Consider the following 25,634-nt stretch of genomic DNA (forward strand, 5'->3'; position numbering starts at 1 on the left):
CCCGGTCGGGTCAGGCGGTGCGCAGATAGTGGTCCAGGACACGGACGCCGAAGTGCAGGGCGTCCACGGGCACGCGCTCGTCGACGCCGTGGAACAGCGCCTGATAGTCGAAGCCGACGGGCAGCTTCAGCGGTGAGAAGCCGTAGCCGGTGATGCCGAGGCGGGAGAACTGCTTGGCGTCCGTCCCGCCCGACATGCAGTACGCGACGGCGTGCCCGTCCGGGTCGAAGTGCTCGACCGCGGCGCGCAGTTTGGCGTACGTGGGTGAGTCGACGGGGGCCTGGAGCGCGACCTCCCGGTGGTGGAACTCCCAGTGGACGGCGGGCCCGGTCAGCCGGTCCATGGTCTCGCGGAACTCGTCCTCGCAGCCCGGCACGATGCGGCCGTCGATGAGGGCGGTGGCCCGGCCGGGGATCACATTGACCTTGTACCCGGCGTCCAGCATCGTCGGGTTGCTGCTGTTGCGGACGGTCGGCGCGACGAGTTCGGCGGCCGGGCCCAGCTTGGCCAGCAGTTCGTCCACGTCGAAGCCGGGGGCGTCCAGATCCACGTCGATGCCGTGGAGTGCGGCGATCTCGGTGAGGGCGGCGCGCACGGTCGGGGTGAGCCGCACCGGCCACTCGTACCGGCCGATGCGGGAGACGGCGTCGGCGAGGGTGGTGACTGCGTTGTCCCGGTTGACCTTGGAGCCGTGGCCCGCCCGGCCCTCGGTGGTCAGCTTCAGCCAGCCGGTGCCGCGTTCGCCCGCGGCGATCGGGTACAGCGAGAGACCGTCCCCGGCGTGGAAGGTGAAGGCGCCCGATTCGCTGATGCCCTCCGTGCAGCCCTCGAAGAGCCCCGGGTGCCGGTCGGCGAGGAATCCGGCGCCGTCGTCGGCGCTGGCCTCCTCGTCCGCGGTGTACGCGATGACGATGTCGCGGCGGGGCCGGACACCGGCGCGCGCCCAGCCACGGACGACGGCGAGCACCATCGCGTCCATGTTCTTCATGTCGACCGCGCCGCGCCCCCACACGACACCGTCGCGCACCTCCCCGGAGAAGGGGTCCACGGTCCAGTCGGCCGCTTCGGCCGGCACCACGTCCAGATGGCCGTGCACGAGGAGGGCGTCGGCGGAGGGGTCGGTGCCCTCGATCCGGGCGACCACGTTGGTGCGTCCCGGGGTGCGCTCCAGCAGGGTGGGCTCCAGGCCGACGCCGGCCAGCCGCTCCGCCACGTACTCGGCGGCCGGGCGCTCCCGGCAGCTGCCGTCACCGTGGTTGGTGGTGTCGATCCGGATGAGCTCGGAGGTGAACGTCACCACTTCGTCGAGTGCCTGGTCGTCCACCGGTCCGAGCAGGTCGCGGGTCTCAGCCATATTGTTCCTCCACGGCGGACGACACGATGGTGGTCACCGCCTTGAACGTGCGAATACCTTCGTACATCGTCGCGCTGGTGTACGCGACGCGCCTCTCGCCGCTCGGCGCCACGCCGGGGACCACGGTCGCCGCCGCGGCCAGATGCTCGGCGTCGAACTCCAGCTCCACCGTGAAGGAGCCGCCCGTGACCGGCTCGTGCCGGACGGCGAGCACGGTGGCCTTCGCGGCCGCGGCCCGGATGTCGGCGGCGGTACGGGCCGGGGTGCGGCACACCGCCGCGTACCGCGAGACGTAGTCCTTGACGGCGACCTTGCGGGCCTCGGGGGCGTAGCCCTCGGCGTCCGCACAGGTGAGGTCGTCGCCGGTGACGAGGACGACCGGGACGCCGTACTCGGCGGCGACATGCGCGTTGAGCAGGCCCTCACTGGCGCGGACCCCGTTCAGCCAGACCCCGGTGATGGAGTTGGCCAGATAGGTGTGGGCGAGCACCCCCTCCGCACCGGCACCCGTGTGGTAGCCGACGAAGGCGATCGCGTCGACGTCACCGTGCTGGATGCCCTCCACCATGGAGAGGGACTTGTGCTTGCCGGTGAGCATCTGCACCCGGTCGTCGAGGTGCTCCAGCAGCAGGTTGCGCATGGACCAGTGCGCCTCGTTGATCAGCACGTCGTCGGCGCCGCCGTCGTAGAACCCGAGGACCGCGGCGTTCACGTCGGAGGTGAACATCGAGCGGCAGCGCTCCCACTGCGGAGTCCCGGGCAGCACATCGGCCGGCCAGGTCACTCCGGTGGCGCCCTCCATGTCGGCGCTGATGAGGATCTTCATGCCGCCACACCGTACGCGCCCGCGTACGCCCGGGCCAGGGGGTTCCGCACCTCCACAGGTCGAGTCCGCTGAAGGTCCCTCCGGCGCGTGCGGGGCTCAGCCCCGGCGCGTGCCCCTGAGCAGCTCCTCGATCCTGGCCAGCTCCTCCTCGCCGAACTCCAGGTTGCGGACGGCCGCCACGCTGTTCTCCAGCTGGGTGACACTGCTCGCGCCGACGACGGCGGAGGTGACCCGGCCGCCGCGCAGCACCCAGGCCAGCGCCAGCTGTGCGAGCGACTGGCCGCGCTCCCTGGCCAGGGCGTCCAGGCCCCGCAGCCGGTCGACCAGCTCGGGGGTGACGGCGTCCGGGGTCAGGAAGGGGCTGGCGCCCGCCGCCCGCGAGCCCTCCGGGATGCCGCGCAGATAGCGGTCGGACAGGATGCCCTGCTCCAGCGGCGAGTAGGCGATGGACCCGGCGCCCAGCTCGTCGAGCACGCGCAGCAGTCCGTCCTCGGGCCGGCGGTCCAGCATCGAGTAGCGCGGCTGGTGGATGAGGAGCGGTGTGCCGAGGTCCTTCAGGATCGCGGCGGCCGCACGGGTCTGTTCGGGCGAGTAGTTGGACAGCCCGGCGTAGAGAGCCTTGCCCTGCCGTACGGCGGTGTCGAGGGCGCCCATGGTCTCTTCGAGCGGGGTGTCGGGGTCGGGCCGGTGGGAGTAGAAGATGTCGACGTACTCCAGGCCGAGCCGGGTGAGGCTCCGGTCCAGCGAGGAGCGCAGGTACTTCCGCGATCCCCACTCGCCGTACGGGCCGTCCCACATCCGGTACCCCGCCTTGGTGGAGACGACGATCTCGTCGCGGAGCCGGGCGAAGTCCGTCTTCAGGGCGCGGCCGAAGGTGACCTCGGCGGAGCCGGGCGGCGGGCCGTAGTTGTTGGCGAGGTCGAAGTGGGTGATGCCCAGGTCGAAGGCCCGGCGCAGGATACGGCCCTGCTCCTCCGGGGCCCGGTCGCCGCCGAAGTTGTGCCAGAGGCCGAGCGACAGGGCGGGCAGCAGCAGCCCGCTGTGCCCGGTGCGCCGGTAGGGCATGGCGGTGTAGCGGTCGGCGGACGGAAGGTACACAGGGGTGCTCCGCAGGAGAGTTCCGAGGGGTGCGCCGGGCTCGGCGCGCGGAATCCAGGCTGTCGGAGAACGATCCAGCAGTCCAACAGGAGATTCCGCTGGGATTCATCGCCTAGGTTTCTCAGTCATGGAACTGCGTCAGCTGGAGCACTTCGTCGCCGTCGCCGAGGAGGCGCACTTCACCCGCGCCGCGGAGCGCCTCGCCGTCTCGCAGTCGGGGCTGTCGGCCTCCGTCCGGGCCCTGGAGCGGGAGCTGCGTACGCCGCTGTTCAGCCGGACCACGCGTTCGGTGCGGCTCACCGGGGCGGGGCGGGCCCTGCTGGTGGAGGCGGAGCGCACGCTGGCGGGGGCGCGGGCGGCCCGGGACGCGGTCGATGCCGTACGGGGGCTGCTGCGCGGCACCCTGACGGTGGGGGTCGAGCAGTGTGTGGCGGGGGTCAGCCCGGCGCGGCTGCTCGCGGCCTTCCACCGCGATCATCCGCACATGGAGCTGCGGCTCAGGCAGGAGGGCACGTCGAGCCTGCTGGACGGGGTGGCCGGGGGCCGGCTCGACATCGCGTTCGCCGCCACGGTCAGCCCGTTGGAGTGGCGCGGCGAGCTGGTCCCGCTGGCCAGGGAGCCGATGGTTCTCCTGTGCGCTCCGGGACACCGGTTCGCCGGGCGGCCGGCGGTGGCCTGGGACGAACTGCGCGGCGAGTCGTTCATCGACTTCCACCCGGACTGGGGGCCGCGGCGGGCGGCGGACGAGGCGTTCGCGGGCGCCCGGCTGCGGCGGACGGTGGCGCTGGAGGTGAATGACGTGCACAGCCTGCTGGACCTGGTGCACGAGGGGCTGGGCGTCGCGGTCGTCCCGCACCACTTCTCCCGCAAGCCCGAGGCCCGAAACCTGTTCGCGGTGGAGCTGGAGGGCCCGGACGGGCCGGTGTACGAGAGCGTGGTGGTGCTGCCCCCGGCGCGGGACCTGAGCCCGGGGGCGCGGGCGCTGATGCGTCTGGTGCGGGAGCACCAGCGGCGGGGCGGGCCGGTCGGGGACGGCGGAGACCCGGACGGAGGCGTGGGCGAGGTGGTGCGACGGGCCCGGTGAGTCCGGTCAGACGATCTCGCCGGCGCAGGACCCGTGGGCACCGCAGGCGTAGCAGGTGTACCGCATGCATCCGGTGCACAGCCCGATGTTCTCCATCCGGTACGTGTCCCGGCAGTTCTCGCATTCGGTGCGCAGCCGCAGCATGGCGTTCCAGCCGTCGCCGCCTCCGTTGAACCTGTACGAGGCGGTGACGAATTCCGCCTGTGCGACGTCGAGGCCGGTGCGGTGCCGGAAGTACCACGAGTACACCGCGAAGAACGCCTTGCCGGTCAGCAGATGACCGTGGTCGCGGCCCTCACCGATCCATGTCCGGGCGGCCTGCCCGATGCGTTGCTCGATGGGACGTCCGCAGCCGAGTACGACGTGATTGTTGCTCATCACCGCATTATCCGGCCGGACCCGCCCCCGCGGAGAGGAACGGCTCCCCTCGACGCATCCCGCCGCCACGTCCCGTACCAGCGGGGGACGTTCCGCGAGGGTACGCCGCTACGGGAGGCCCGCGTCACGCCTTCCGGCCCACGACCAGCCAGTTGCAGGGGAGTTCGATACGGGTGCCGTCGGCCACGTACTCCGTGGTGAGCAGGGGCAGTTCGCCCTCGGCGAGGACGGAGAGCCCGGCCTCGCGGAAGTACTGGGGCACGGCCGCGTCCCGGACCCGGCCCGCAGCGATGCCGTGGGTGAGGACCGGACGGAGCTTCGGCGGCGGCCCGGCGGGGGCCTGTGCGAGCACCGACAGCTCGGCACCCGCGGCCTCGGCCAGTTCGATGACGAAGGCCCGGCCCCGCTCCCCCACCAGGGTCGCGATGGAGTCGATCAGCGGCTGCCGGTCGGCGGGGTCGCACTGATGGAGCACGCTGCGCATGTAGACGTGGGTGTCGCCCAGTTCACCGTGGAGGCGGCGCACGGCCTCCGGGTCCGCCGCGTCGAGTTCGCGGAAGGGAACCGCGCCGAGCGGGTCGCGGCGCCGGGCGTGGGCGAGCGCCGCCGCGGAGAGGTCCACTCCGGTGACCCCGGGCAGCCGTTCGGCGAGGAAGAACGTCTGTGTGCCGTTTCCGCAGCCCAGGTCCACCAGGGGAAGGTCCGTCGCCATCAGGTGCGGCTCGAACAGCGCGAGGTGCAGCCCGGACGTCAGGGCGGGTTCGGCGTCCCAGAAAACGGCACCGGGACCGTCGGGGGCTTCGCTCCAGAAGCTTTCCCAGGCACGTTTGTACCGGCTCGTCACACTCATGGCCTGCTCCCCAGGGCGTCCGCACAACTGTCATGACACGTTGTCAGGGACGGTTTATCGCGCCCCGGTTGCAGCGACAAGCAACCGGCGCATTCCTTTACCGCGCGTTCGATCCTTACGCGCTCCCTGCGCGCCGTGTGCGCCCCGCGCACGGCACCGTACCGGACCGCGGGCGGGGCGACCGGGGCGGGTTCCCGGGGACGGTCGCCGGAGTCAGTCCTCGTGCCCGAGCTGGAGGTCACGCTCGGTGCGCCCGCCGCCCGCGACCTGGAGCACGGTCGCCACCGGCGGATAGCCCGCGGCGATCACGGTGTACTCGCCGGACGACAGATCGACGAACCGGAACGCACCGTCCGGCCCGGTGGTGAGGGTGTCCACCACATTGCCCGCCGCGTCGAGGAGGGTGACCCGGGCGTCCTCGACCGGCCGGCCGCCGCTCGCCCGGACGATCCCGCGCAGGACCGCACCGCCGGCCAGTTCGATGTCCTGACGGGTCTCCCTGGCGGCCTGCACGCTGACCGGCAGCGCGGCGGGCCGGAAGGCCGGGGCGCTGGCGGCCAGGGTGTACTCACCGGCCACCAGTTCCGTGATCACATAGCCGCCCTCCCGGCCGCTGCGGGTGGTCGAGACGACGTCGCCGCGTACGTCGGTGAGGGTCACCGCCGCGTCCCGCACCGGGGTCCCGTCGGCCGTGACGACCGTACCGGCGAGCCGTCCGGCACCGCCGAGCACCACATCGAGCTCGACGGGCCGTTCGCCCACGGTGACGCTGACGGCCTGCGGCTGATGACCGCCCGCGGCGGCGATCAGCACATAGGAGCCGGCGCCCGGGACGCTCAGCGCGTACCGCCCGTCGTCGCCGCTCGCGCCGCGCCCCACCTGCTGCCCCTGGACGTCGATGAGGGTGAGGGCCGCTCTGGGGACCTTGGTTCCGTCGGGGTGCTGGACGTTCCCGCAGACGGGCACTCCGGACAGGTAGCCGACGGACGGGGGGGCGGAGTCGGTACGGGCGGCGGGGATCTGCGAGGGCTCGACGGCCGCTTCGGGGCTGTGATGGGACACCAGCGGTTTCTCCTTGAGGAAGAAGGCGAGGAACAGGCCGAGCACGAGCACCGGCACGAGGTAGAGGAAGACGCGCGGCATCGCGTCGGCGTACGCCCGGATGTAGGCGTCGCGCAGCGCGGGCTCCATCGCGTGGACGAGCTGCGGGGTGATGGACCCGGGGTCGGGGAGCTCCGCGCCGGACGGCAGGCGCACGGCGAGGGCGTCGGCGAGCCGCCCGGCGAACAGGGTCCCGAAGACGGCGGCGCCGACGCTGCCGCCGATCTGCCGGAAGTAGTTGTTGGCGCTGGTGGCGGTGCCGAGGTCGGCGGGCCGTACGGAATTCTGCACGGCGAGCACGAGTACGGGCATGACCAGTCCGATCCCGATGCCGAGGACGGCCTGCCCCAGGCCGCACTCCAGCCGGGAGGTGCCGGGCTCCAGCCGCGAGAGCAGCCACATGCCGACGGCGGAGACGCCGCTGCCGACGAGCGGGTGGATACGGTAGCGGCCGGTCCTGGAGATCAGGTGCCCGGAGACGACCGACGCCACGACGATCCCGCCCATCATCGGCAGCATCAGCAGCCCGGACTCGGTGGCGGAGGCCCCGTCGACCATCTGGAGGTACGTCGGCAGATAGCTGGCGGCCCCGAAGAGCGCGACACCGACGACGGCGCCCACCAGTCCGGTGATGTTGAAGATCGAGTCCCGGAACAGCCGCAGCGGGATGAGGGGTTCGGCGGCACGGTGCTCGACGGCGATGAAGAGCAGAGCCGTTCCGGCGGCGCCCGCCGCGAGGCCCAGGATGGTGCGCGAGCCCCAGGCGTACTCGGTCCCGCCCCAGCTGGTGAGCAGGACCAGGAAGGTGGAGGCGGCGGCGAGCAGCAGTGCGCCCAGCACATCGAGGCGGGGGCGTACGGCGGGCTTGGGGAGCTTCAGCACGACGGCGATGACGGCGAGGGTGACCAGACCGAACGGCACGTTGATGTAGAAGCACCAGCGCCAGGAGACGTGGTCGGTGAAGAAACCGCCGAGCAGCGGGCCCGCGACCGAGGCGAGGCCGAAGACGGCACCGATGAGGCCCATGTAGCGGCCCCGTTCCCGGGGCGGGACGACATCGGCGATGATCGCCTGGACGCCGATCATGAGTCCGCCGCCGCCGATGCCCTGGACGGCGCGGAAGGCGATCAGCTCGTCCATGGTGCGGGACCAGCCGGCCAGCGCGGAGCCGATGACGAAGACGACGATGGCGAACTGGAAGACGCCCTTGCGGCCGAAGAGGTCGCCGAGCTTTCCGTAGACCGGGAGGCCGATGGTGGAGGCGAGCAGATAGGCGGTGACCGCCCACGACATCTTCTCCAGGCCGTGCAGCTCACCCACGATCCTCGGCAGGGCGGTGGCGACGATCATCTGGTCGAGCGCCGCGAGCAGCAGGGTGAGCATCAGCCCGAGGAAGATCAGCCGGACCCGGCGCGGGCCGAGCTCTCCGGCCGGCGCCCCGGCGGCACCGGCCGGGCCGGGTACGGGAGGTGATGGCGCGGGCAGCGGCACGGTCCCGGCGCCGGCTTCCCCCGCCGAGCCGCCCGGCCCGTCCTTCGTCAGCGTGACCCCGCCCACCACGTAACGCTCCCCTCGTCGCACCTGCGCCGCCCATTTCTCGCACCGCGCGGCGGGGCGGGGCAAACGCGGGCAGGGGCGCGCAGGGCGCGGACAGAGGGCTTATGCGCCGGTCGGAGCCGCTACGGCGCGCGGCCGGCCTCCCCGGAAGACCACCCGTTCCGGTGAGGCCGGCCGTCACGCGTGCGGCCGGGCCGAACGTGGTGTCGGCCGGGCGGTGCCGGTGCCTACTTCTCGACCTCGTCGGCGAGGTTCTTGAGCAGTTCGTCGTAGATGCGGCCGAGGCCCTTGGGCGCGAACGTTCTCTCGAAGAATCCGCCGATGCCGCCCGCGCCGTTCCAGACGGTCGAGACGACGGCCCGGGACTTGCCCTCACCGGCCGGAGTGACGGTCCAGGTGGTGACCATGGAGGAGTTGCGGTCCTTCTCGATGAGCTGCCCGTCGGTCGGCTCGGAGACCTCCAGCAGACAGTCGCGGACCCGCTTGCTGGTGGCCTGGAGCTTCCAGTGGACGAGGGTGCCCTCGCCGTCGCCGCCCTCGCGCACCTCGTACTCGCTGAAGTGGCCGGTCAGCACCTTGCCCCGGACCTCCTGGTAGTCGGCCAGCGCATCGAACACCGTCTCTGCGTCCGCCGCGATGATCCGCTCTGTCGTGGCCTCGACCTGCGCCATGGCTGTTCCTCCAGCACTCGGTTGTTCGGGGGGTGAGCTGAGCCAACCACCTCGGGTGCGGCGCCTCAAAATCGGGGTCCGCGTGCCGCCCCGCACGATCAAGGGAACAAATGTTCTATTCTTTGCCCAGCTCTACCGAGGAGGCGTCCATGCGCTGGGACAATCTGGTCGAGAACGGCACAATGACCGGGAACAGCGCGCTCTTCGCCGCGGACGCGGTGACCACGCGCACGTTCGACACCCCCGAATTCAGGGGAATCACTTTCCATGAGATCCGGGCCCGTTCGATCGTGAACCGGGTGCCCGGGGCATCCCGGATGCCGTTCGAATGGACGGTGAACCCGTACCGGGGCTGCACCCATGCCTGTGTGTACTGCTTCGCCCGCAAGACCCACGGCTACCTCGATCTCGACACCGGGCTCGGTTTCGACTCCCAGATCGTCGTCAAGATCAACGCGGCGGAGCTGGTGCGGCACCGGCTCACGTCCCGCCAGTGGCACGGCGACCACATCGCGATGGGCACGAATGTCGACTGCTACCAGCGGGCCGAGGGCCGCTACCGGCTGATGCCCGGCATCATCGCGGCCCTGCGCGATCACGCGAACCCGTTCTCGATCCTGACCAAGGGCACCCTGATCCTGCGGGACCTGGAGCTGCTGCGGCAGGCGGCCGAGGTCACCGAGATCGGCGTCTCCGTCTCCGTCGGCTTCACCGACCGCGAGCTGTGGCGCACCGTGGAGCCCGGCACGCCCTCCCCCGAACGGCGCCTGGACGTCGTACGCGCGCTCACCGCCAGCGGCATCGGCTGCGCGGTCCTGATGGCCCCCGTGATCCCGTTCCTCGGCGACCGGCCCGACCAGCTGCGCGACACGGTCCGCGCGATCGCCGCCGCCGGAGCGACGTCGGTCACCCCGCTCGTGCTCCATCTGCGGCCCGGCGCCCGGGAGTGGTTCACCCAGTGGCTCACCCGGCACCACCCGCACCTGGTGGCGCGCTACGAGCGGATGTACGCGGACGGGCCGTACGCGCCGACGTGGTACCAGCGCCGGATCACCCGCCAGGTGCACGAACTGGCCACCGAGTTCGGTATCGGGCCGCCCGACTGGGGCGCTTCCCGCCGCGTCGCCGCGTCCGGGACACCGGCGCCCGCCGGGGAGGGGCCGAGCGGCCCGACCCAGCTGACGCTGCTGTGACCGTGGCCTCGCTGCCGCCGACCGGCAGGTGACCGTACCTGTATGACCAATCGGGTCAACTCTTGGCGGAACATGTCCGCTTCCCTCTGAATGCGGGGACCATGCGGCGGGGGCTGTGCCATCCACAGCCGCGTTCCCTCCACCCTGGGAGGCCGTATGACGAATCGTGCAGGAATTCTGGTCGCCGTCGGCGCGACGGTCGCCGGTCTGGTGAGCGCGGCGCCCGCCCCGGTGAGCGCCGCGCCGTCCGCGGCGGGCGCCGGCGTGAACGCGCCGCCCGCGCAGCAGCTCACCTGGACCGACTGCGCGACGGAGGACTATCCGGCGCTCCAGTGCGCGACGGTCCGCGCCCCGCTGGACCATGACCGCCCCTCCGGCCGGCAGGTCACGCTCGCCCTGTCCCGGATCCCGCACACCGCGAAGACCTCGCAGGGCCCCCTGCTGGTCAACCCGGGCGGCCCCGGCGGCAGCGGCCTCTCGATGGCCGGTTTCGTGGCCTCCGCGCTGCCGGCGAAGGTCGCCGCGAGCTATGACGTGATCGGGTTCGATCCGCGCGGGGTCGGGAAGAGCACCCCGGCGCTGGACTGCGTACCCGGCTACTTCGATCCGGTACGCCCCGGCTCGGTGCCGGTGTCCCTCCGGGACGAGCGGGCCAAGCGGGACCGGGCCGCCTCGTTCGCCGGGGCGTGCGGGGAGAAGCACGGTGACCTGCTGCCCCACATGGACACCGTCAGCGCCGCCGAGGACCTCGAAGTGATCCGCCGGGCACTGGGCTCACGCCGGATCAGCTACTTCGGCTACTCGTACGGCACCTACCTCGGCGCGGTCTACGCGAAGCTCCACCCCGAGCGGGTGCGGCGCCTGGTGCTCGACTCGGTCGTCGACCCGGCCGGGGTCTGGTACGACGACAACCTCGCCCAGGACTACGCGTTCGACGCCCGCCACAAGGCGTTCGCCGCCTGGGTCGCGAAGAACGACGCCGCCTACGGGCTCGGCACCGACCCGGCGCGGGTCGAGGCCGCCTGGTACGAGATGCGCGCGGCGGTCGCGGAGCACCCCGCGGGCGGCAGGGTCGGACCGGGCGAGCTGGAGGACACCTTCCTGCCGGGCGGGTACTACAACGGCTACTGGCCCTATCTGGCCGAGGCGTTCGCCGCGTATGTGAACGAGGGGGACCAGGAGGCGCTGGCCGGGGCCTACGAGACCTTCGGCGCCGCAGACGCGGACAGCGACAACGGCTACTCGGTCTACGCGGCTGTCCAGTGCCGCGACGCCGCGTGGCCGCGGCACTGGAGCACCTGGCGCAGGGACTCCCGCTCGGCGAACGCCAAGGCGCCCTTCATGACCTGGAACAACACCTGGTACAACGCGCCGTGCGCGTCCTGGCCGGTGAAGCCGCTCGATCCGGTGCGGGTGTCCAACGACAGGCTCCCGCCGGCCCTGCTCTTCCAGGCCACCGAGGACGCGGCGACCCCGTACGAGGGCGGTGTCACCATGCACCGCGCGCTCAAGGGCTCCAGCCTGGTCGTGGAGCGGGGCGGGGGCAATCACGGGATCACCCTGAGCGGCAGCGACTGCCTGGACGCGTATCTCGCGGACTATCTCGCCACGGGCAACCTCCCGCGCGGCGGGAACGGCCGGGCCGACGCCGACGCGGTCTGCTCCGCGCTGCCCGACCCCAAGCCGCTGCCCGCCGAGAAGGCGGCCGCGCAGAGCGCGAACGGCAGCAGGGGCAGCCGGCTCCACGGGCTGCTGGGCTTTAGAAGCTGAACAGGCGGGCGGCGGCCCGGACCGGGCCGGGAGGTCCGGTACGTACGCGGGCTCAGCCGGCCGGGAGCCGGCTGAGGGCCTCGGCCGCGGCGGGGCCGAGGCGGGGGTGCGGCAGCGCCGCCCGCAGGACCGGGCGGGCGCGGTCGTCGCCCAGCGTGCCCAGTCCCTCCACACAGGCGAGCGCCACCCGCCAGTGCGGCTCCTGCGGGGCCAGCAGCCGCTCCAGCGTCCCGACCAGGGCCGGGACGGACTCGGGTGCGCGCAGCGCGGTGAGCAGCCGCACGGGGTGCAGGGCGTAGGCCGTGCGCAGGGTGTTGGTGGCGAGCGCGGCGGCCGCCCGGGGTGTGCGGGGATCGCCCAGCCGCTCCAGGGCGTGGGCGGCGGAGACACAGCGCTCGGAGTCGCGGTGGTTGAGCAGCAGGACCAGCGCCTCGAAGGCCCGCCGGTCGCCGCCGCAGCCGAGCCGGAACGCGGCGATCTCACGCGCCCACAGCGGACGTTCGGGCTCGACGAGGACCCGGGCCAGCTCCTCGTCGTCGTCGGTGCTGATGAGCCGGTCGTACACCGCCGACCGCCCCGCCTCGTCCCGCAGCCGGTCCCTGAGCGACCGGAACTCCTCATCCATGACGCTCAGCGTATCGGCGGGCACGCACCGTGGGGACCCCGGCGGCGCACCCCCCGGGGCGTGCGGTGTGACCCAGCGCATACCGACGCAGGGCTGGCGCGCTCATTACTCGCCGGTTAACCTCATGTGAGCGGGGCGCATTCCCCGCAGGCTCCGACGGCCTGGTGACGCAGCCGTCCGGAGTTGCTCGTCGGTTCGGCAGTTCTGCGAGACGTGACTTCGGGACAGAGTCCGTCGCCCCTTCCCGGCCCGGGTGCGCTCCGAGCACCCCGGCCCCGTGCACCACGGCACGCACCCTTCCGCACGCCCTGCGCCGCTCGACCGATTCCCGGCGCGCCGTGCTCCCTCAGTCGTCACTCACCCTGGAGTCCCGTGATGGACACCCCGCTCAGCACCATTGCCGTCGTCGGCCTCGGCACCATGGGAACCGGCATCGCCGAGGTCCTGGCCCGTGCGGGCCGCGAGGTCATCGGTATCGACACGAACGACGCGGCGGCCCGCCGGGCCGTCGCCTCCCTCGAAGCCTCCACCGCCCGCGCCGTGCGGCGCGAGCGGATCACCGAGCGGGAGCGGACCGACGTCCTCGCCCGGTTCCGCACCTCCTCCGACCTCCGGGCCGTCGCGGAGGCGGAACTGGTCATCGAGGTCGTGCCGGAGTCGTACGAGATCAAGCAGCAGCTCTTCCGCGAGCTCGACGCGGTCGTCTCCCCCACCGCGATTCTGGCCACGGGCACCAACGCCCTGTCGGTGACCCGGCTGGCCGCCGAGTCGCGGTATCCCGAGCGCGTGCTCGGGCTGCACTTCTTCAACCCGGCGCCCGCGATGAAGCTGGTCGAGGTGGTGTCCTCGGTGCTGACCGCGCCGCCCGCCGTCGAGTCCGTCACCCGGCTCGCCCGGGAACTCGGCAAGGAACCGGTCGCGGTCGGCGACAGGCCGGGCTTCGTCGCGGACGGGCTGCTGTTCGGCTACCTCAACCAGGCCGCCGCGATGTACGAGGCGAACTACGCCTCCCGCGAGGACATCGACGCCGCCATGAAGCTGGGCTGCGGGCTGCCGATGGGGCCGCTCGCCCTGCTCGACCTGATCGGCATCGACACCGCCCGTACGGTCCTGGAGGCGATGTACGCCGCTTCGCACGACCGGCTGCACGCACCGGCACCCGTGCTGGGGCAGCTCGGCCAGGCGGGCCTGACGGGCCGCAAGGCGGGCCGCGGCTTCTACACCTACGAGGCCCCGGGCAGCCGGACCGTGGTGCCCGACGCGCTGACGCCGCCGGAGGGCGCGGGGACGGCCGCCGGGCGCACCGTGCGGTCGGTCGGGGTCGCGGGCTCCGGAACGATGGCCTCGGGCATCGCCGAGGTCTTCGCCAAGGCGGGTTACGACGTGGTGCTGGCCGCGCGCGGTCAGGAGAAGGCGGATTCGGCGAAGGGCCGGATCGCCGCCTCGCTGGAACGCTCGGTGTCCAAGGGGCGGCTGACCGCCGGGGCGCGGGACGAGACGCTGGCCCGGATCACGGCGGCGGACTCGCTGGACGCCTTCGCCGGGGTGGACCTCGCGGTCGAGGCGGTCGCCGAGGACCTCGATGTCAAGCGGCAGCTGTTCGCGGTGCTGGACAAGGTGTGCCGGCCGGGCGCGGTCCTGGCCACCACGACCTCGTCGCTGCCCGTCGTCGCGATAGCGCGGGCCACCGCGCGGCCCGAGGACGTCATCGGGATGCACTTCTTCAACCCGGCGCCCGCGATGAAGCTGGTGGAGGTGGTCCGCACGGTGCTGACCGCCGACGATGTGCACGCCACGGTCCGCGAGGTGTGCGCGAAGGTGCGCAAGCACCCGGTGGACTGCGGGGACCGGGCCGGCTTCATCGTGAACGCGCTGCTCTTCCCGTACCTCAACAACGCGATCAAGATGGTCGGGGAGCACTACGCGACCCTCGACGACATCGACGCCGCCATGAAGCTGGGCGGCGGCTACCCGATGGGCCCCTTCGAACTGCTGGACGTCGTCGGCCTCGATGTCTCGCTCGCCATCGAGAAGGTCCTGCACAGCGAGTTCCGGGACCCGGGCCTGGCCCCGGCACCGCTGCTGGAGCACCTGGTCGCCGCGGGCTGCCTGGGCCGCAAGACGGGGCGCGGCTTCCGCGAGTATGCCCGTCGCTGAGCCGGGAGCAGGCTGGGGCGGGCTGCTCGAACCTTCGGGCGGCCCGCCCCCTCAGGCGCGCTCTCCTGCACGGATGCAGTACGTTCACACCATGTCCCAGCCCGCCAAGTCACCCCGTGCTTCCGCCGCGCCCGACGCCCCGGAAAGTGCCGCCGGCACGCGCGCCGCCGCCCAACGGCTCAAAATGCGCCGAGAGCTGGCCGCCGCGGCGATGGAACTCTTCGCCACGAAGGGCTACGAGGCGACGACCGTCGACGAGATCGCGGGCGCCGCGGGTGTCGCCCGGCGGACCTTCTTCCGGCACTTCCGTTCCAAGGAAGAGGCGATCTTCCCCGACCACGACGACACCCTCGTCAGGGCCGAGGCCGTGCTCAACGCCGCCCCCGCTCACGAGCATCCGCTCGACACCGTGTGCCGCGGCATCAAGGAAGTCATGAAGATGTACGCGGCCAAGCCCGCCGTCTCCGTGGCCCGTTACAAACTGACCCGCGAGGTACCCACCCTGCGGGAGGCCGAGATCGCGTCGGTGGCCCGCTACGAGCGGCTGTTCACCCGCTATCTGCTGGGCCACTTCGACGAGCGCGACCACCATGTGGGCAATGACGACCCGCTGCTGGCCGAGGTGGCCGCGTCCGCCGTGGTCACCGCGCACAACCATGTGCTGCGCCGCTGGCTGCGCGCGGGCGGCCAGGGGGATGTGGAGGCGCAGCTGGACCACGCCTTCTCGATCGTCCGGGAGACGTTCGGTTCGGGCATCGGGGCCGGGCGGATCGCCGGGACCGAGCCGATGGCGGCGCCCCCCGCGACGGTGGCGTCCGACGGCGAGGTGCTGGTCGCGGTGGCGCGGACCGACGCGCCTCTCGACGAGGTCATGCGCACCATCCAGCAGGCGCTCAGCAAGGAACGCTGAGCCGGTCGGTCCGTCCGGCCCGCCCGATACCTGGTTGCCGCCGTCCGCCGCCGGTGCTGAGCTGGGCGGATGGATCATGATCAGCACACTCTGCTCGCCCTGTTCGACCACGGGATGCGGGAGAACGCCCGCCCCGACGGCCCCGGCGTACGGGTCGAACGCGCCGGCCCGGTCGTCCGCCAGGCGGGCGCCGCCGACGACTGGAACGGCGTCGTCTGGTCGTCCCCGGAGCTGGACCCCGAGGGAGCGGACGCGGCGATCGCCGCGCAGGTGGCGTACTACACGGCGCTCGGCCACGACGAGTTCGAGTGGAAGCTGTACGCGCACGACCGGCCCGCCGATCTGCCGCGGCGGCTGCGGGCGGCCGGTTTCGTTCCGGAGCCGCCGGAGACCCTGATGATCGCCCCGGCCGGCCCGGCCACCGCCGTCGAACTGCCCGCGGGGGTCGAGCTCCGCACGGTGACCGACGCGGCCGGTGCCGAGCTGATGGCCGCCGCCCATGAGCGCGTGTTCGGTTCGGACCCGTCGCGGCTGCGTCATCAGGTGCTGGCCCGGCTGGAGCGGGACCCGGACAGCTTCGTGGGGGTGCTGGCGATGGCGGGCGACGAGCCGGTCAGCTCGGCCCGGATGGAGCTGTACCCGGGCACGGGGTTCGCGGGGCTCTGGGGCGGTGGGACGGCGGTCCCGTGGCGGGGCAGGGGCATCTACCGGGCGCTGGTCGCCTTCCGTGCGCGTATCGCCGCCGAGCGGGGCTACCGGTACCTCCAGGTCGACGCGAGCGACCGATCCGCTCCGATCCTGCGCCGGCTCGGATTCACGGCCCTGGGTGCCACGACGCCGTACGTGTACCGCCCGGCACCGTAACGCGCCGACAGCAGGACAGAACATCCCGTAACACCCATCGTATTGCTCATGCGTGCCCACCGGATGACAAGTGAGAGAAATTGTTGGCACTCGGTGCCTTGTCAGGTGTCACGGAGTGCCATACGTTGAAGGAGTCCGGGCGGCCGGCGTGCTGGGACCTCACGTACGCCGGCTGTCCCCGCGAACCACGTGTCCGCGCGCCCGGACGCCTGCGTCACAGGCACCCTTCTGCTCCACAGAGCAGGCCGAAGTTCCACCCGCCGAACCGACGGCAGCACCTCCACACCGCTCCCCCTGCCCCGCAGGGACCTCTCAAGCGTTCCCTCGACGCCAGCTTCGCCGGAGGCAACACCGTGAAGGAAATCCTGGACGCGATCCAATCGCAGGACAGCACCGCCGCGGACTTCGCGGCCCTGTCCGTCCCCGAGTCGTACCGCGCGGTGACCGTGCACAAGGACGAGACGGAGATGTTCGCCGGGCTCGAGACCCGCGACAAGGACCCCCGCAAGTCACTGCACCTGGACGAGGTCCCGGTGCCCGAACTGGGCCCCGGCGAGGCACTGGTCGCCGTCATGGCCAGCTCGGTGAACTACAACTCCGTCTGGACCTCCATCTTCGAGCCGATGTCCACGTTCGGCTTCCTGGAGCGGTACGGCAGGCTCAGCGAGCTCACCAAGCGCCACGACCTCCCGTACCACGTCATCGGCTCCGACCTCGCGGGCGTCGTCCTGCGCACCGGTCCCGGGGTCAACGCCTGGAAGCCGGGCGACGAGGTCGTCGCGCACTGCCTGTCCGTCGAGCTGGAGTCCTCGGACGGCCACAACGACACGATGCTCGACCCCGAGCAGCGCATCTGGGGCTTCGAGACCAACTTCGGCGGGCTCGCGGAGATCGCCCTCGTCAAGTCCAACCAGCTGATGCCCAAGCCGGACCACCTCAGCTGGGAGGAGGCCGCCGCTCCCGGCCTGGTCAACTCCACCGCGTACCGCCAGCTGGTGTCCCGCAACGGCGCGGACATGAAGCAGGGCGACAACGTGCTGATCTGGGGCGCCAGCGGCGGCCTCGGCTCCTACGCGACGCAGTTCGCGCTGGCCGGCGGCGCCAACCCGATCTGTGTGGTCTCCAGCGACCAGAAGGCGGAGATCTGCCGGAGGATGGGCGCCGAGGCGATCATCGACCGCAACGCCGAGGGCTACCGGTTCTGGAAGGACGAGCACCACCAGGACCCGCGCGAGTGGAAGCGCTTCGGCAAGCGCATCCGCGAACTGACCGGCGGCGAGGACGTGGACATCGTCTTCGAGCACCCGGGCCGCGAGACGTTCGGCGCCTCGGTCTACGTCACCCGCAAGGGCGGCACGATCGTCACCTGCGCCTCGACCTCGGGCTACAACCACGAATACGACAACCGCTACCTGTGGATGTCGCTGAAGCGGATCGTGGGCTCGCACTTCGCCAACTACCGCGAGGCCTGGGAGGCCAACCGGCTGGTGGCCAAGGGCAGGATCCACCCCACGCTCTCCAAGGTCTACTCCCTGGAACAGACCGGCCAGGCCGCGTACGACGTGCACCGCAACCTCCACCAGGGCAAGGTCGGCGTCCTCGCGCTGGCGCCCCGCGAGGGTCTGGGGGTGCGCGACCAGGAGCTGCGCGAGCAGCACATCGACGCCATCAATCTGTTCCGTGACGCTCCGTCGGAGCAGTCCGTCCCCTCCAGCCGGAACGTCTGAGGTCCACCAGATGACTGAGCGCCAGAAGGACCGGCCCTGGCTCATGCGGACCTACGCCGGTCACTCGACCGCCGAGGCGTCCAACGAGCTGTACCGGCGCAACCTCGCCAAGGGCCAGACAGGTCTGTCGGTCGCCTTCGATCTGCCCACGCAGACCGGATACGACCCCGATCACATCCTCGCCCGGGGCGAGGTGGGCCGGGTCGGCGTGCCCGTCTCGCACCTTGGTGACATGCGACGGCTCTTCCAGGACATCCCCCTGGAGCGGATGAACACGTCGATGACCATCAACGCGACCGCGATGTGGCTTCTGGCGCTCTACCAGGTGGTCGCGGAGGAGCAGGGCGCGGACCCGGACAAGCTCCAGGGCACCACGCAGAACGACATCGTGAAGGAGTACCTCTCGCGCGGGACGCATGTCTTCCCGCCCGGCCCCTCGCTGCGGCTGACCACCGACATGATCACGTACACGGTCGGCCGCATCCCCAAGTGGAACCCGATCAACATCTGCAGCTACCACCTCCAGGAGGCGGGAGCCACCCCGGTCCAGGAGATCGCGTACGCGATGTCGACCGCCGTCGCGGTGCTGGACGCGGTGCGCGACTCCGGCCAGGTGCCCGAGGAGAAGTTCGGCGATGTCGTCGCGCGTATCTCGTTCTTCGTGAACGCGGGTGTCCGCTTCATCGAGGAGATGTGCAAGATGCGCGCCTTCGGCCGCATCTGGGACCGCGTCACCCGGGAGCGGTACGGCATCACCGATGCCAAGCAGCGCCGTTTCCGCTACGGCGTCCAGGTCAACTCCCTGGGTCTGACCGAGGCCCAGCCGGAGAACAACGTCCAGCGCATCGTCCTGGAGATGCTGGCCGTCACCCTCTCCAAGGACGCCCGCGCCCGCGCCGTACAGCTGCCGGCCTGGAACGAGGCCCTGGGGCTCCCCCGCCCCTGGGACCAGCAGTGGTCGCTCCGCATCCAGCAGGTCCTCGCCCATGAGAGCGACCTGCTGGAGTACGAGGACATCTTCGCCGGTTCGCATGTCATCGAGGCCAAGGTGGACGCCCTGGTCACCGAGTCGCTCGCGGAGATGGACCGGATCGAGCGGATGGGCGGCGCGATGGCCGCCGTCGAGTCCGGCTACCTCAAGTCGGAGCTGGTCTCCTCGCACGCCGCACGGCGGGCCCGGATCGAGGGCGGCGAGGAGAAGATCGTCGGCGTCAACATCTACGAGACGACGGAGCCCAACCCGCTCACCGCCGACCAGGACGGCGCGATCATGACGGTCGACCCGGCGAACGAGGCCAGGGTCGTCGCCGCCCTGCACCAGTGGCGCGACAACCGTGACGAGGCACGCGCCACCGAGGCGCTCGCGGCGCTGAAGAAGGCCGCCGCGGGCACCGAGAACATGATGGAAGCGACCGTGGAGTGCGCCCGCGCGGGCGTCACCACCGGCGAGTGGTCCTGGGCGCTGCGGGACGTCTTCGGCGAGTTCCGGGCGCCGACGGGCGTCTCGTCGGCCCCGGTCGCCGTCACCGCCGAGGCGGGCACCCCGCTCGCGCTGGTCCGCGAGAAGGCCGCCCGGACGGCGGCGGACCTGGCGGTGGGCCGGCTGCGGCTGCTGGTCGGCAAGCCGGGCCTGGACGGGCATTCCAACGGTGCCGAGCAGATCGCCGTGCGGGCCCGTGACGCCGGGTTCGAAGTGGTCTACCAGGGGATCAGGCTGACCCCCGAGCAGATCGTCGACGCCGCCCTGGCCGAGGACGTGCACTGCGTCGGCCTGTCCATCCTGTCCGGCTCGCACGCCGAGCTGGTGCCCGATGTGCTCCACCGGCTGCGCGAGGCCGGCGCGGCCGACATCCCGGTGATCGCGGGCGGCATCATTCCGCCCGCCGACGCCACCGCCCTGATCGGAGCCGGCGTCGCCGCCGTCTTCACCCCGAAGGACTTCGGCATCACGGAAATCATCGGCCGTATCGTCGACGAGATCCGGAAAGCGAACAAGCTCGACCCTCTGGAGGTCCCCGCATGACCACGCCCACGACGCCGGTGAACCGGCTGCGTCCGCGCCGTTCCTGTCTCGCCGTGCCCGGCTCGAACCCGCGCTTCCTGGAGAAGGCCCAGGGCCTCCCGGCCGACCAGGTCTTCCTGGACCTGGAGGACGCCTGCGCGCCGCTCGCCAAGGAGGGCGCCCGCCACCACATCGTCGACGCGCTCAACAACGGTGACTGGACGGGCAAGACCCGGGTCGTGCGGGTCAACGACTGGACGACGCACTGGACCTACCGGGACGTCATCACGGTCGTCGAGGGCGCCGGTCCGAACCTCGACTGCATCATGCTGCCGAAGGTCCAGGACGCCCAGCAGGTCGTCGCCCTGGACCTGCTGCTGACCCAGATCGAGAAGACGATGGGCTTCGAGACCGGCAGGATCGGCATCGAGGCGCAGATCGAGAACGCCAAGGGCCTGGTGAACATCGACGACATCGCCGCCGCCTCGCCCCGTCTGGAGACCCTGATCTTCGGCCCGGCCGACTTCATGGCGTCGATCAACATGAAGACCCTGGTGGTCGGCCAGCAGCCGCCGGGCTACGGCGCGGACGCCTACCACTACATCCTGATGCGCATCCTGATGGCGGCCCGCACCCACGATCTCCAGGCGATCGACGGGCCGTTCCTCCAGATCCGCGACGTGGACGCCTACCGCGAGGTCGCGGGCCGTGCCGCCGCCCTCGGCTTCGACGGCAAGTGGGTACTGCACCCCGGCCAGGTCGACGCGGCCAACGAGGTGTTCTCGCCCTCCCAGGAGGACTACGACCACGCCGAGCTGATCCTGGACGCCTACGACTGGTGCACCTCCGAGGAGGGCGGCAAGAAGGGCTCGGCGATGCTCGGCGACGAGATGATCGACGAGGCCAGCCGCAAGATGGCGCTGGTCGTCGCGGGCAAGGGCCGCGCGGCCGGAATGCAGCGCACCTCCACGTTCGAAGTTCCGGAGGCCTGATCATGCAGTTCGGACGCACATACGAGGAATTCGAAGTCGGTGCCGTATACAAGCACTGGCCCGGAAAGACCGTCACGGAATACGACGACCACCTCTTCTGTCTGCTGACCATGAATCACCACCCGCTGCACATGGACAGCAACTACGCGGAGAGGACGACCGATTTCGGGAAGAACGTCGTCGTCGGCAACTACATCTATTCCCTGCTGCTCGGCATGTCGGTGCCGGACGTCTCCGGGAAGGCCATCGCCAACCTGGAGGTCGAATCGCTCAAGCACATCGCGCCGACCTTCCACGGCGACACCCTCTACGGCGAGACCACCGTCCTGGACAAGACCCCGTCGAAGTCCAGGAACGACCGCGGAATCGTGTACGTGGAGACCAGGGGCTACAAGCAGGACGGCACCGTGGTCTGTGTGTTCCGCCGCAAGGTGATGGTCCCCACCGAGACCTACACCAAGGAGCGCGGCGGCGAACAGCCCGGCCGCCCGACGCCTTCCAACTGACCGCGTGAAGCCACAGGAGAAGCAGCCATGACGCGACTCGCCCAGACCGCCGGCCTGAACGACATCCAGCGGGAAATCCTCTCCACGGTCCGGGATTTCGTCGACAAGGAGATCATTCCGGTCGCGACTCAACTGGAGCACCGTGACGAATACCCCACCGAGATCGTCGAGGGACTCAAGGAACTCGGCCTTTTCGGGCTGATGATTCCCGAGGAGTACGGGGGTCTGGGTGAGTCGCTTCTCACATACGCGCTGTGCGTGGAGGAAATCGCCCGCGGCTGGATGAGCGTGTCGGGGATCATCAACACGCATTTCATCGTGGCGTACATGCTCAAGCAGCACGGCACGCAGGAGCAGAAGGACACGTTCCTGCCGCGGATGGCGCTGGGAGAGGTGCGCGGCGCGTTCTCGATGTCGGAGCCGGCGCTCGGCTCGGACGTCTCCGCCATCACCTCCAAGGGCGTCAGGGACGGCGACGAGTACGTCCTGAACGGCCAGAAGATGTGGCTGACGAACGGCGGCACCTCGAATCTGGTGGCCGTGCTGTGCCGGAGTGACGAAGGCCACCCCGAGGGGACCGCTCCGCACAAGTCGATGACGGCCTTCCTGGTGGAGAAGGAGGCCGGCTTCGGGGAGGTCCGGCCCGGCCTCACCATCCCCGGGAAGATCGACAAGATGGGTTACAAGGGCGTCGACACGACCGAACTCATCATGGACGGGCTACGCATTCCGGCCAATCGTGTACTGGGGGGCACCACCGGCCGCGGGTTTTACCAAATGATGGATGGTGTCGAGGTCGGCCGGGTAAATGTGGCGGCGCGTGGTTGTGGTGTCGCGCAGCGTGCATTCGAGCTGGGTGTTTCGTACGCGCAGCAGCGTCAGACCTTCGGAAAGCCCATCGCGCAGCATCAGGCCATCCAGTTCAAATTGGCCGAAATGGCCACCAAGGTCGAGGCCGCCCATGCAATGATGGTAAACGCGGCCCGCAAAAAGGACTCCGGGGAACGAAACGACCTGGAGGCAGGGATGGCGAAGTACCTCGCCTCCGAGTACTGCAAGGAAGTCGTCGAGGACGCCTTCCGCATCCACGGCGGCTACGGCTTCTCCAAGGAGTACGAGATCGAGCGCCTCTACCGTGAGGCACCGATGCTGCTGATCGGTGAAGGTACCGCCGAAATCCAGAAAATGATCATTGGTCGCCGCCTCCTGGAGGAGTACCGACTTCAGGGCTGAATGTCCCCTTAGGGGTGATTTAGTCGCGAAGAAGATCACACCCTGTCACCCTCGGCAGGTGCGCTCAAGCCGTCCGACTCGGCTGCTGGCTTGCCCAGTTGCGGCTCGCAACCGATAGCATCGCCGGAAAGCCGCCGTCCCCCGTTGCCAGCGCGGCATCATCCGCTACGAAGGTCATTCATGCCCGACAGCCATACCTCCGCACCACGCGGTGGGGTCCGCATCGCACGCGGAGCATCGCCGTGGCTCCTGCCGACCGTCGCCACCGCCGCACTCAGCCTCTCCCGGGCACGCAAGTCCGGACGCTGGGCCGCCGTGGCCGTGCCCACCACCGCGCTCGCGGCGGGCATGCTCTGGTTCTTCCGTGACCCCGAGCGCGAGATCACCGAGGGCCGGGTCATCTCCCCGGCCGACGGTGTGGTGCAGAGCATCATGCCGTGGAAGGACGGGCGCACCCGCGTCGCGATCTTCATGAGCCCGCTGAATGTACACGTCAACCGGGCGCCGCTGGCCGGCACGGTGACGTCGGTGGAGCACATCCCCGGCGGTTTCGTTCCGGCGTTCAACAAGGAGAGCGAGAACAACGAGCGCGTTGTCTGGCACTTCGACACCGAGCTCGGCGACATCGAGATGGTGCAGATCGCGGGAGCGGTCGCCCGTCGCATCGTGCCGTACCTCCCGCAGGGTACGAAGGTGGAGCAGGGCGAGCGCATCGGCCTGATCCGCTTCGGCTCGCGTGTCGACATCTACCTTCCGGAAGGTATCGATGTCGCGGTCGAGGTCGGCCAGGCCACCACCGCGGGGGTGACTCGAATTGACCGTGATTGATCCTGATACACAGGCGGGCTGGGTGCCGCAGGCCGCCGAGGAGAACGACCCCGACGGCACGGAGGACATGCCGCTCTCCATGCGGCTGTCGATAGCGGACACCCTCACTCTCGGTAATGCCACGTGCGGATTCATGGCGGTGTACTTCACCACCACGGGCATCCTCATCCCGCACCTCACGGGCAGCGACGAGTCGGGGATGGCCCGTCACTCGGCGGCCACCGCGGTGATCCTCATGCTCATGGCCGCGGTCTTCGACCTCTTCGACGGGCTCGTGGCACGCAAGCTGCGCTCCTCGCCGATGGGCGCCGAGCTGGACAACCTGTCGGACCTGATCAGCTTCGGGCTCGCCCCGGCCTACTTCGTGCTCGTGTACGGGATGGTCGCGGACGACGCCCACCAGCGGGTATCGGCACTGGCGGCGATCGTGGTGCTGCTGGCGGTCGTGCTCAGGCTGGCCAGATTCTCCTGCGTGACCATGAAGGACGGCATGTTCCAGGGCATGCCGAGCCCCTTCGGAGCACTGACGGTCGTCTCGATCGTGCTCCTGGAGCTGCCCTTCGTGCCGACGCTGCTCGCGATCGTCGGTGTGGCGTGGCTGATGGTGAGCCGGGTCGAGTACCCCAAGCCGCGGGGCGTCCTCGCGGTGGCGATGCTCAGCTGGATCGTGGCCGCGATGGGACTGCTCGCCGCATGGGCGTTCGACGCGCCCGGCGGTCAGCTGCTCCTCCAGACCGGCTGCGCACTCCAGGTCGTGCTGGGCGCGGTGATCCCGCTCTTCGCGACGGCCCGCCGGGTGAACACGTTCCGCGACAACCGGCGCGAGGCACGGGCGGCGCAGCTGCCGTGACCGCGCTCGCGCGACACCCGTGAGGGCCCGGATGCTCCCCAGCATCCGGGCCCTCATGCATGTGTGCCGCACGTCCTAGTGCCGTGAGGGTCCCCGCTCCGCCCGGCCGGTCGGGTCGCGCGGTTCCAGGGACCAGATCCGTTCGGTGCGCAGCGGCCCGTTGCGGACGAGGAAGTTGCCGTGGCCGGGGACGAGTGCGGCGAGCTGCGAGGCGTGGCACAGGACCGCCGCGCGCTTCGCCGCCCACTGCTCGTCCGTCAGCCGCAGCTCGTGCCGGAGGGTGACGTCGTGGTCGCGCAGGAGCTCCTGGTACGCGAGGCCGTACGCCTCGCTCCCGGCCAGGGCCTCGCACGCCTGCTCGGTGTCCCACTCGGGCAGATGCCCGGTGTACGGCAGGTCGGCGTACACCCAGGGCGCGGGGGCGCCCGCCTCGGCCAGGACCCGCATGGCGCGCAGCCGTACGGCTCGGTGGTCGCGCTGATTGGTGCCGAGCGGGGCGAGGACCCGGGTGCCGGGGGCGAGGCTCCTCAGGAGGTCGTCGAGAGCGGTCGGCCGGAGCCCGTCGCCGCTGTCGAGGTACGGGCCGTCGGGATGGTCGATGGTCACCTGCTCGACGCCGAGCAGCGCGCAGGACCGCGCGTCCTCGGCCCGGCGTACCGCATGGGCCTGCGCGCCGGTGGAGAAGCCGCCGAGGTCGTCCCAGTCGGAGGCCGGGGCGCCGGGGGCCGGGGCTCCGCCGTGGACGGTGACCACGGCGGTGGGACCCGGCAGGCCGGGCAGCAGTCCGGCCAGGGAGAGCGCGGCGTCGTCGAAGTGCGGCGAGAGGATGACGGTGCGCCAGGGGGGCGTGTGCGGCAGGGACATGAGGTGCTCCGGAAGGGGTGCGGCAGGGGTGATGGGCGCGACGGCCCGGTGGGCCGGACGCGGGCCCGGTCGCCATGGAGCTAATCATCACCAGCGCATCTTGGTCCAGACCAGAGACCGATACGTGACACGGATCGTGGCCGGCACCACGATCGTCTACGTGACCGTCCCCCCGGGCACCGAGGTCCTGGACG

The 25,634-nt window shown here is 70.9% G+C and carries 22 protein-coding genes; 13 read left to right on the top strand and 9 right to left on the bottom strand.

Going from position 1 to position 25,634, the window contains the following annotated elements; all coding sequences use genetic code 11:
• Window positions 1-10: 10 nt before the first annotated feature.
• The 3 genes from ACIGJO_RS17725 to ACIGJO_RS17735 all read right to left on the bottom strand — a co-directional run bounded on the left by ACIGJO_RS17725 (window position 11) and on the right by ACIGJO_RS17735 (window position 3,278).
• Window positions 11-1,354, bottom strand: coding sequence for a M20/M25/M40 family metallo-hydrolase (locus tag ACIGJO_RS17725; protein WP_399958867.1), 1,344 nt, complete (start codon window positions 1,352-1,354; stop codon window positions 11-13).
• On the bottom strand, window positions 1,347-2,180 hold the full coding sequence (locus ACIGJO_RS17730) for a M55 family metallopeptidase (RefSeq protein ID WP_399958869.1): 834 nt from the start codon (window positions 2,178-2,180) through the stop codon (window positions 1,347-1,349). Before ACIGJO_RS17730 ends, ACIGJO_RS17725 begins: the two co-directional genes overlap by 8 nt.
• Window positions 2,181-2,276: 96 nt before the next feature.
• A complete protein-coding gene (locus tag ACIGJO_RS17735; RefSeq protein WP_399958871.1) occupies window positions 2,277-3,278 on the bottom strand; it encodes an aldo/keto reductase in 1,002 nt (333 codons plus the stop codon).
• 127 nt (window positions 3,279-3,405) lie between these two features.
• On the opposite strand from ACIGJO_RS17735, the gene ACIGJO_RS17740 reads away from it, so the two are divergent.
• Window positions 3,406-4,362 carry a LysR family transcriptional regulator gene (locus ACIGJO_RS17740; RefSeq protein WP_399958873.1) on the top strand — a complete coding sequence of 319 codons (957 nt, stop codon included), beginning with the start codon at window positions 3,406-3,408 and terminating at the stop codon, window positions 4,360-4,362.
• A 6-nt stretch (window positions 4,363-4,368) separates the two neighbouring features.
• Here ACIGJO_RS17740 and ACIGJO_RS17745 read toward each other — a convergent pair whose 3' ends face one another.
• From ACIGJO_RS17745 to ACIGJO_RS17760, 4 genes are all read right to left on the bottom strand, one after another.
• A complete protein-coding gene (locus ACIGJO_RS17745) occupies window positions 4,369-4,740 on the bottom strand; it encodes a hypothetical protein (RefSeq protein WP_399958875.1) in 372 nt (123 codons plus the stop codon).
• Window positions 4,741-4,864: 124 nt separating this feature from the next.
• Window positions 4,865-5,590 carry a class I SAM-dependent methyltransferase gene (locus ACIGJO_RS17750; protein ID WP_399958877.1) on the bottom strand — a complete coding sequence of 242 codons (726 nt, stop codon included), beginning with the start codon at window positions 5,588-5,590 and terminating at the stop codon, window positions 4,865-4,867.
• Between the two features lie 213 nt (window positions 5,591-5,803).
• Complete coding sequence (locus tag ACIGJO_RS17755) at window positions 5,804-8,251, bottom strand: MFS transporter (protein WP_399958879.1); 2,448 nt, start codon at window positions 8,249-8,251, stop codon at window positions 5,804-5,806.
• Between the two features lie 224 nt (window positions 8,252-8,475).
• Window positions 8,476-8,919 (bottom strand): SRPBCC family protein, encoded by a 444-nt coding sequence (locus ACIGJO_RS17760; RefSeq protein WP_399958882.1) that lies wholly within the window; start codon window positions 8,917-8,919, stop codon window positions 8,476-8,478.
• A 149-nt stretch (window positions 8,920-9,068) separates the two neighbouring features.
• On the opposite strand from ACIGJO_RS17760, the gene ACIGJO_RS17765 reads away from it, so the two are divergent.
• Window positions 9,069-10,112 carry an Rv2578c family radical SAM protein gene (locus ACIGJO_RS17765; protein ID WP_399958884.1) on the top strand — a complete coding sequence of 348 codons (1,044 nt, stop codon included), beginning with the start codon at window positions 9,069-9,071 and terminating at the stop codon, window positions 10,110-10,112.
• A gap of 156 nt (window positions 10,113-10,268) precedes the next feature.
• Window positions 10,269-11,882: an alpha/beta hydrolase gene (locus ACIGJO_RS17770; protein WP_399958886.1), complete on the top strand. Its 1,614-nt coding sequence runs from the start codon at window positions 10,269-10,271 to the stop codon at window positions 11,880-11,882.
• Window positions 11,883-11,934: 52 nt separating this feature from the next.
• On the opposite strand, the gene ACIGJO_RS17775 is transcribed toward ACIGJO_RS17770, so the two are convergent.
• Entirely contained in the window at window positions 11,935-12,507 is a 573-nt protein-coding gene (locus ACIGJO_RS17775) for an adenylosuccinate lyase (RefSeq protein ID WP_399958888.1), read from the bottom strand.
• Between the two features lie 375 nt (window positions 12,508-12,882).
• Here ACIGJO_RS17775 and ACIGJO_RS17780 point away from each other — a divergent pair, with 375 nt between their 5' ends.
• From ACIGJO_RS17780 to pssA, 10 genes are all read left to right on the top strand, one after another.
• Entirely contained in the window at window positions 12,883-14,664 is a 1,782-nt protein-coding gene (locus tag ACIGJO_RS17780; RefSeq protein WP_399958890.1) for a 3-hydroxyacyl-CoA dehydrogenase family protein, read from the top strand.
• A 91-nt stretch (window positions 14,665-14,755) separates the two neighbouring features.
• Window positions 14,756-15,574, top strand: coding sequence for a TetR family transcriptional regulator (locus ACIGJO_RS17785; RefSeq protein WP_399958892.1), 819 nt, complete (start codon window positions 14,756-14,758; stop codon window positions 15,572-15,574).
• Between the two features lie 69 nt (window positions 15,575-15,643).
• The gene (locus ACIGJO_RS17790) at window positions 15,644-16,438 is read left to right on the top strand and encodes a GNAT family N-acetyltransferase (protein WP_399958895.1); all 795 of its coding nucleotides are present in this window, start codon (window positions 15,644-15,646) and stop codon (window positions 16,436-16,438) included.
• 353 nt (window positions 16,439-16,791) lie between these two features.
• Entirely contained in the window at window positions 16,792-18,165 is a 1,374-nt protein-coding gene (ccrA, locus tag ACIGJO_RS17795; protein ID WP_399958897.1) for a crotonyl-CoA carboxylase/reductase, read from the top strand.
• A gap of 10 nt (window positions 18,166-18,175) precedes the next feature.
• Entirely contained in the window at window positions 18,176-20,188 is a 2,013-nt protein-coding gene (locus ACIGJO_RS17800; protein ID WP_399958899.1) for a protein meaA, read from the top strand.
• Window positions 20,185-21,159, top strand: coding sequence for an HpcH/HpaI aldolase/citrate lyase family protein (locus tag ACIGJO_RS17805; RefSeq protein WP_399958901.1), 975 nt, complete (start codon window positions 20,185-20,187; stop codon window positions 21,157-21,159). Before ACIGJO_RS17800 ends, ACIGJO_RS17805 begins: the two co-directional genes overlap by 4 nt.
• 2 nt (window positions 21,160-21,161) lie before the next feature.
• Window positions 21,162-21,665: a MaoC family dehydratase gene (locus tag ACIGJO_RS17810; RefSeq protein WP_399958904.1), complete on the top strand. Its 504-nt coding sequence runs from the start codon at window positions 21,162-21,164 to the stop codon at window positions 21,663-21,665.
• Between the two features lie 27 nt (window positions 21,666-21,692).
• Entirely contained in the window at window positions 21,693-22,898 is a 1,206-nt protein-coding gene (locus ACIGJO_RS17815; RefSeq protein WP_399958906.1) for an acyl-CoA dehydrogenase family protein, read from the top strand.
• Between the two features lie 180 nt (window positions 22,899-23,078).
• Window positions 23,079-23,726 (top strand): phosphatidylserine decarboxylase, encoded by a 648-nt coding sequence (locus ACIGJO_RS17820; protein ID WP_399958908.1) that lies wholly within the window; start codon window positions 23,079-23,081, stop codon window positions 23,724-23,726.
• A 22-nt stretch (window positions 23,727-23,748) separates the two neighbouring features.
• A complete protein-coding gene (pssA, locus tag ACIGJO_RS17825; RefSeq protein WP_399959008.1) occupies window positions 23,749-24,576 on the top strand; it encodes a CDP-diacylglycerol--serine O-phosphatidyltransferase in 828 nt (275 codons plus the stop codon).
• Window positions 24,577-24,651: 75 nt separating this feature from the next.
• On the opposite strand, the gene ACIGJO_RS17830 is transcribed toward pssA, so the two are convergent.
• A complete protein-coding gene (locus ACIGJO_RS17830) occupies window positions 24,652-25,440 on the bottom strand; it encodes a PIG-L deacetylase family protein (RefSeq protein WP_399958910.1) in 789 nt (262 codons plus the stop codon).
• Window positions 25,441-25,634: the final 194 nt, after the last annotated feature.

Origin of the sequence: Streptomyces sp. NPDC079020 (genome assembly GCF_044542225.1) — a bacterium.
Classification (GTDB): domain Bacteria; phylum Actinomycetota; class Actinomycetes; order Streptomycetales; family Streptomycetaceae; genus Streptomyces.

What these genes read in the sequence shown, in the direction of transcription:
- ACIGJO_RS17725 (WP_399958867.1), bottom strand. Translation starts at nt 1,354, where the DNA reads ATGGCTGAGACCCGCGACCTGCTCGGACCGGTGGACGACCAGGCACTC.
- ACIGJO_RS17730 (WP_399958869.1), bottom strand. Translation starts at nt 2,180, where the DNA reads ATGAAGATCCTCATCAGCGCCGACATGGAGGGCGCCACCGGAGTGACC.
- ACIGJO_RS17740 (WP_399958873.1), top strand. Translation starts at nt 3,406, where the DNA reads ATGGAACTGCGTCAGCTGGAGCACTTCGTCGCCGTCGCCGAGGAGGCG.
- ACIGJO_RS17745 (WP_399958875.1), bottom strand. Translation starts at nt 4,740, where the DNA reads ATGAGCAACAATCACGTCGTACTCGGCTGCGGACGTCCCATCGAGCAA.
- ACIGJO_RS17750 (WP_399958877.1), bottom strand. Translation starts at nt 5,590, where the DNA reads ATGAGTGTGACGAGCCGGTACAAACGTGCCTGGGAAAGCTTCTGGAGC.
- ACIGJO_RS17760 (WP_399958882.1), bottom strand. Translation starts at nt 8,919, where the DNA reads ATGGCGCAGGTCGAGGCCACGACAGAGCGGATCATCGCGGCGGACGCA.
- ACIGJO_RS17765 (WP_399958884.1), top strand. Translation starts at nt 9,069, where the DNA reads ATGCGCTGGGACAATCTGGTCGAGAACGGCACAATGACCGGGAACAGC.
- ACIGJO_RS17770 (WP_399958886.1), top strand. Translation starts at nt 10,269, where the DNA reads ATGACGAATCGTGCAGGAATTCTGGTCGCCGTCGGCGCGACGGTCGCC.
- ACIGJO_RS17775 (WP_399958888.1), bottom strand. Translation starts at nt 12,507, where the DNA reads ATGGATGAGGAGTTCCGGTCGCTCAGGGACCGGCTGCGGGACGAGGCG.
- ACIGJO_RS17780 (WP_399958890.1), top strand. Translation starts at nt 12,883, where the DNA reads ATGGACACCCCGCTCAGCACCATTGCCGTCGTCGGCCTCGGCACCATG.
- ACIGJO_RS17785 (WP_399958892.1), top strand. Translation starts at nt 14,756, where the DNA reads ATGTCCCAGCCCGCCAAGTCACCCCGTGCTTCCGCCGCGCCCGACGCC.
- ACIGJO_RS17790 (WP_399958895.1), top strand. Translation starts at nt 15,644, where the DNA reads ATGGATCATGATCAGCACACTCTGCTCGCCCTGTTCGACCACGGGATG.
- ACIGJO_RS17800 (WP_399958899.1), top strand. Translation starts at nt 18,176, where the DNA reads ATGACTGAGCGCCAGAAGGACCGGCCCTGGCTCATGCGGACCTACGCC.
- ACIGJO_RS17805 (WP_399958901.1), top strand. Translation starts at nt 20,185, where the DNA reads ATGACCACGCCCACGACGCCGGTGAACCGGCTGCGTCCGCGCCGTTCC.
- ACIGJO_RS17810 (WP_399958904.1), top strand. Translation starts at nt 21,162, where the DNA reads ATGCAGTTCGGACGCACATACGAGGAATTCGAAGTCGGTGCCGTATAC.
- ACIGJO_RS17815 (WP_399958906.1), top strand. Translation starts at nt 21,693, where the DNA reads ATGACGCGACTCGCCCAGACCGCCGGCCTGAACGACATCCAGCGGGAA.
- ACIGJO_RS17820 (WP_399958908.1), top strand. Translation starts at nt 23,079, where the DNA reads ATGCCCGACAGCCATACCTCCGCACCACGCGGTGGGGTCCGCATCGCA.
- ACIGJO_RS17830 (WP_399958910.1), bottom strand. Translation starts at nt 25,440, where the DNA reads ATGTCCCTGCCGCACACGCCCCCCTGGCGCACCGTCATCCTCTCGCCG.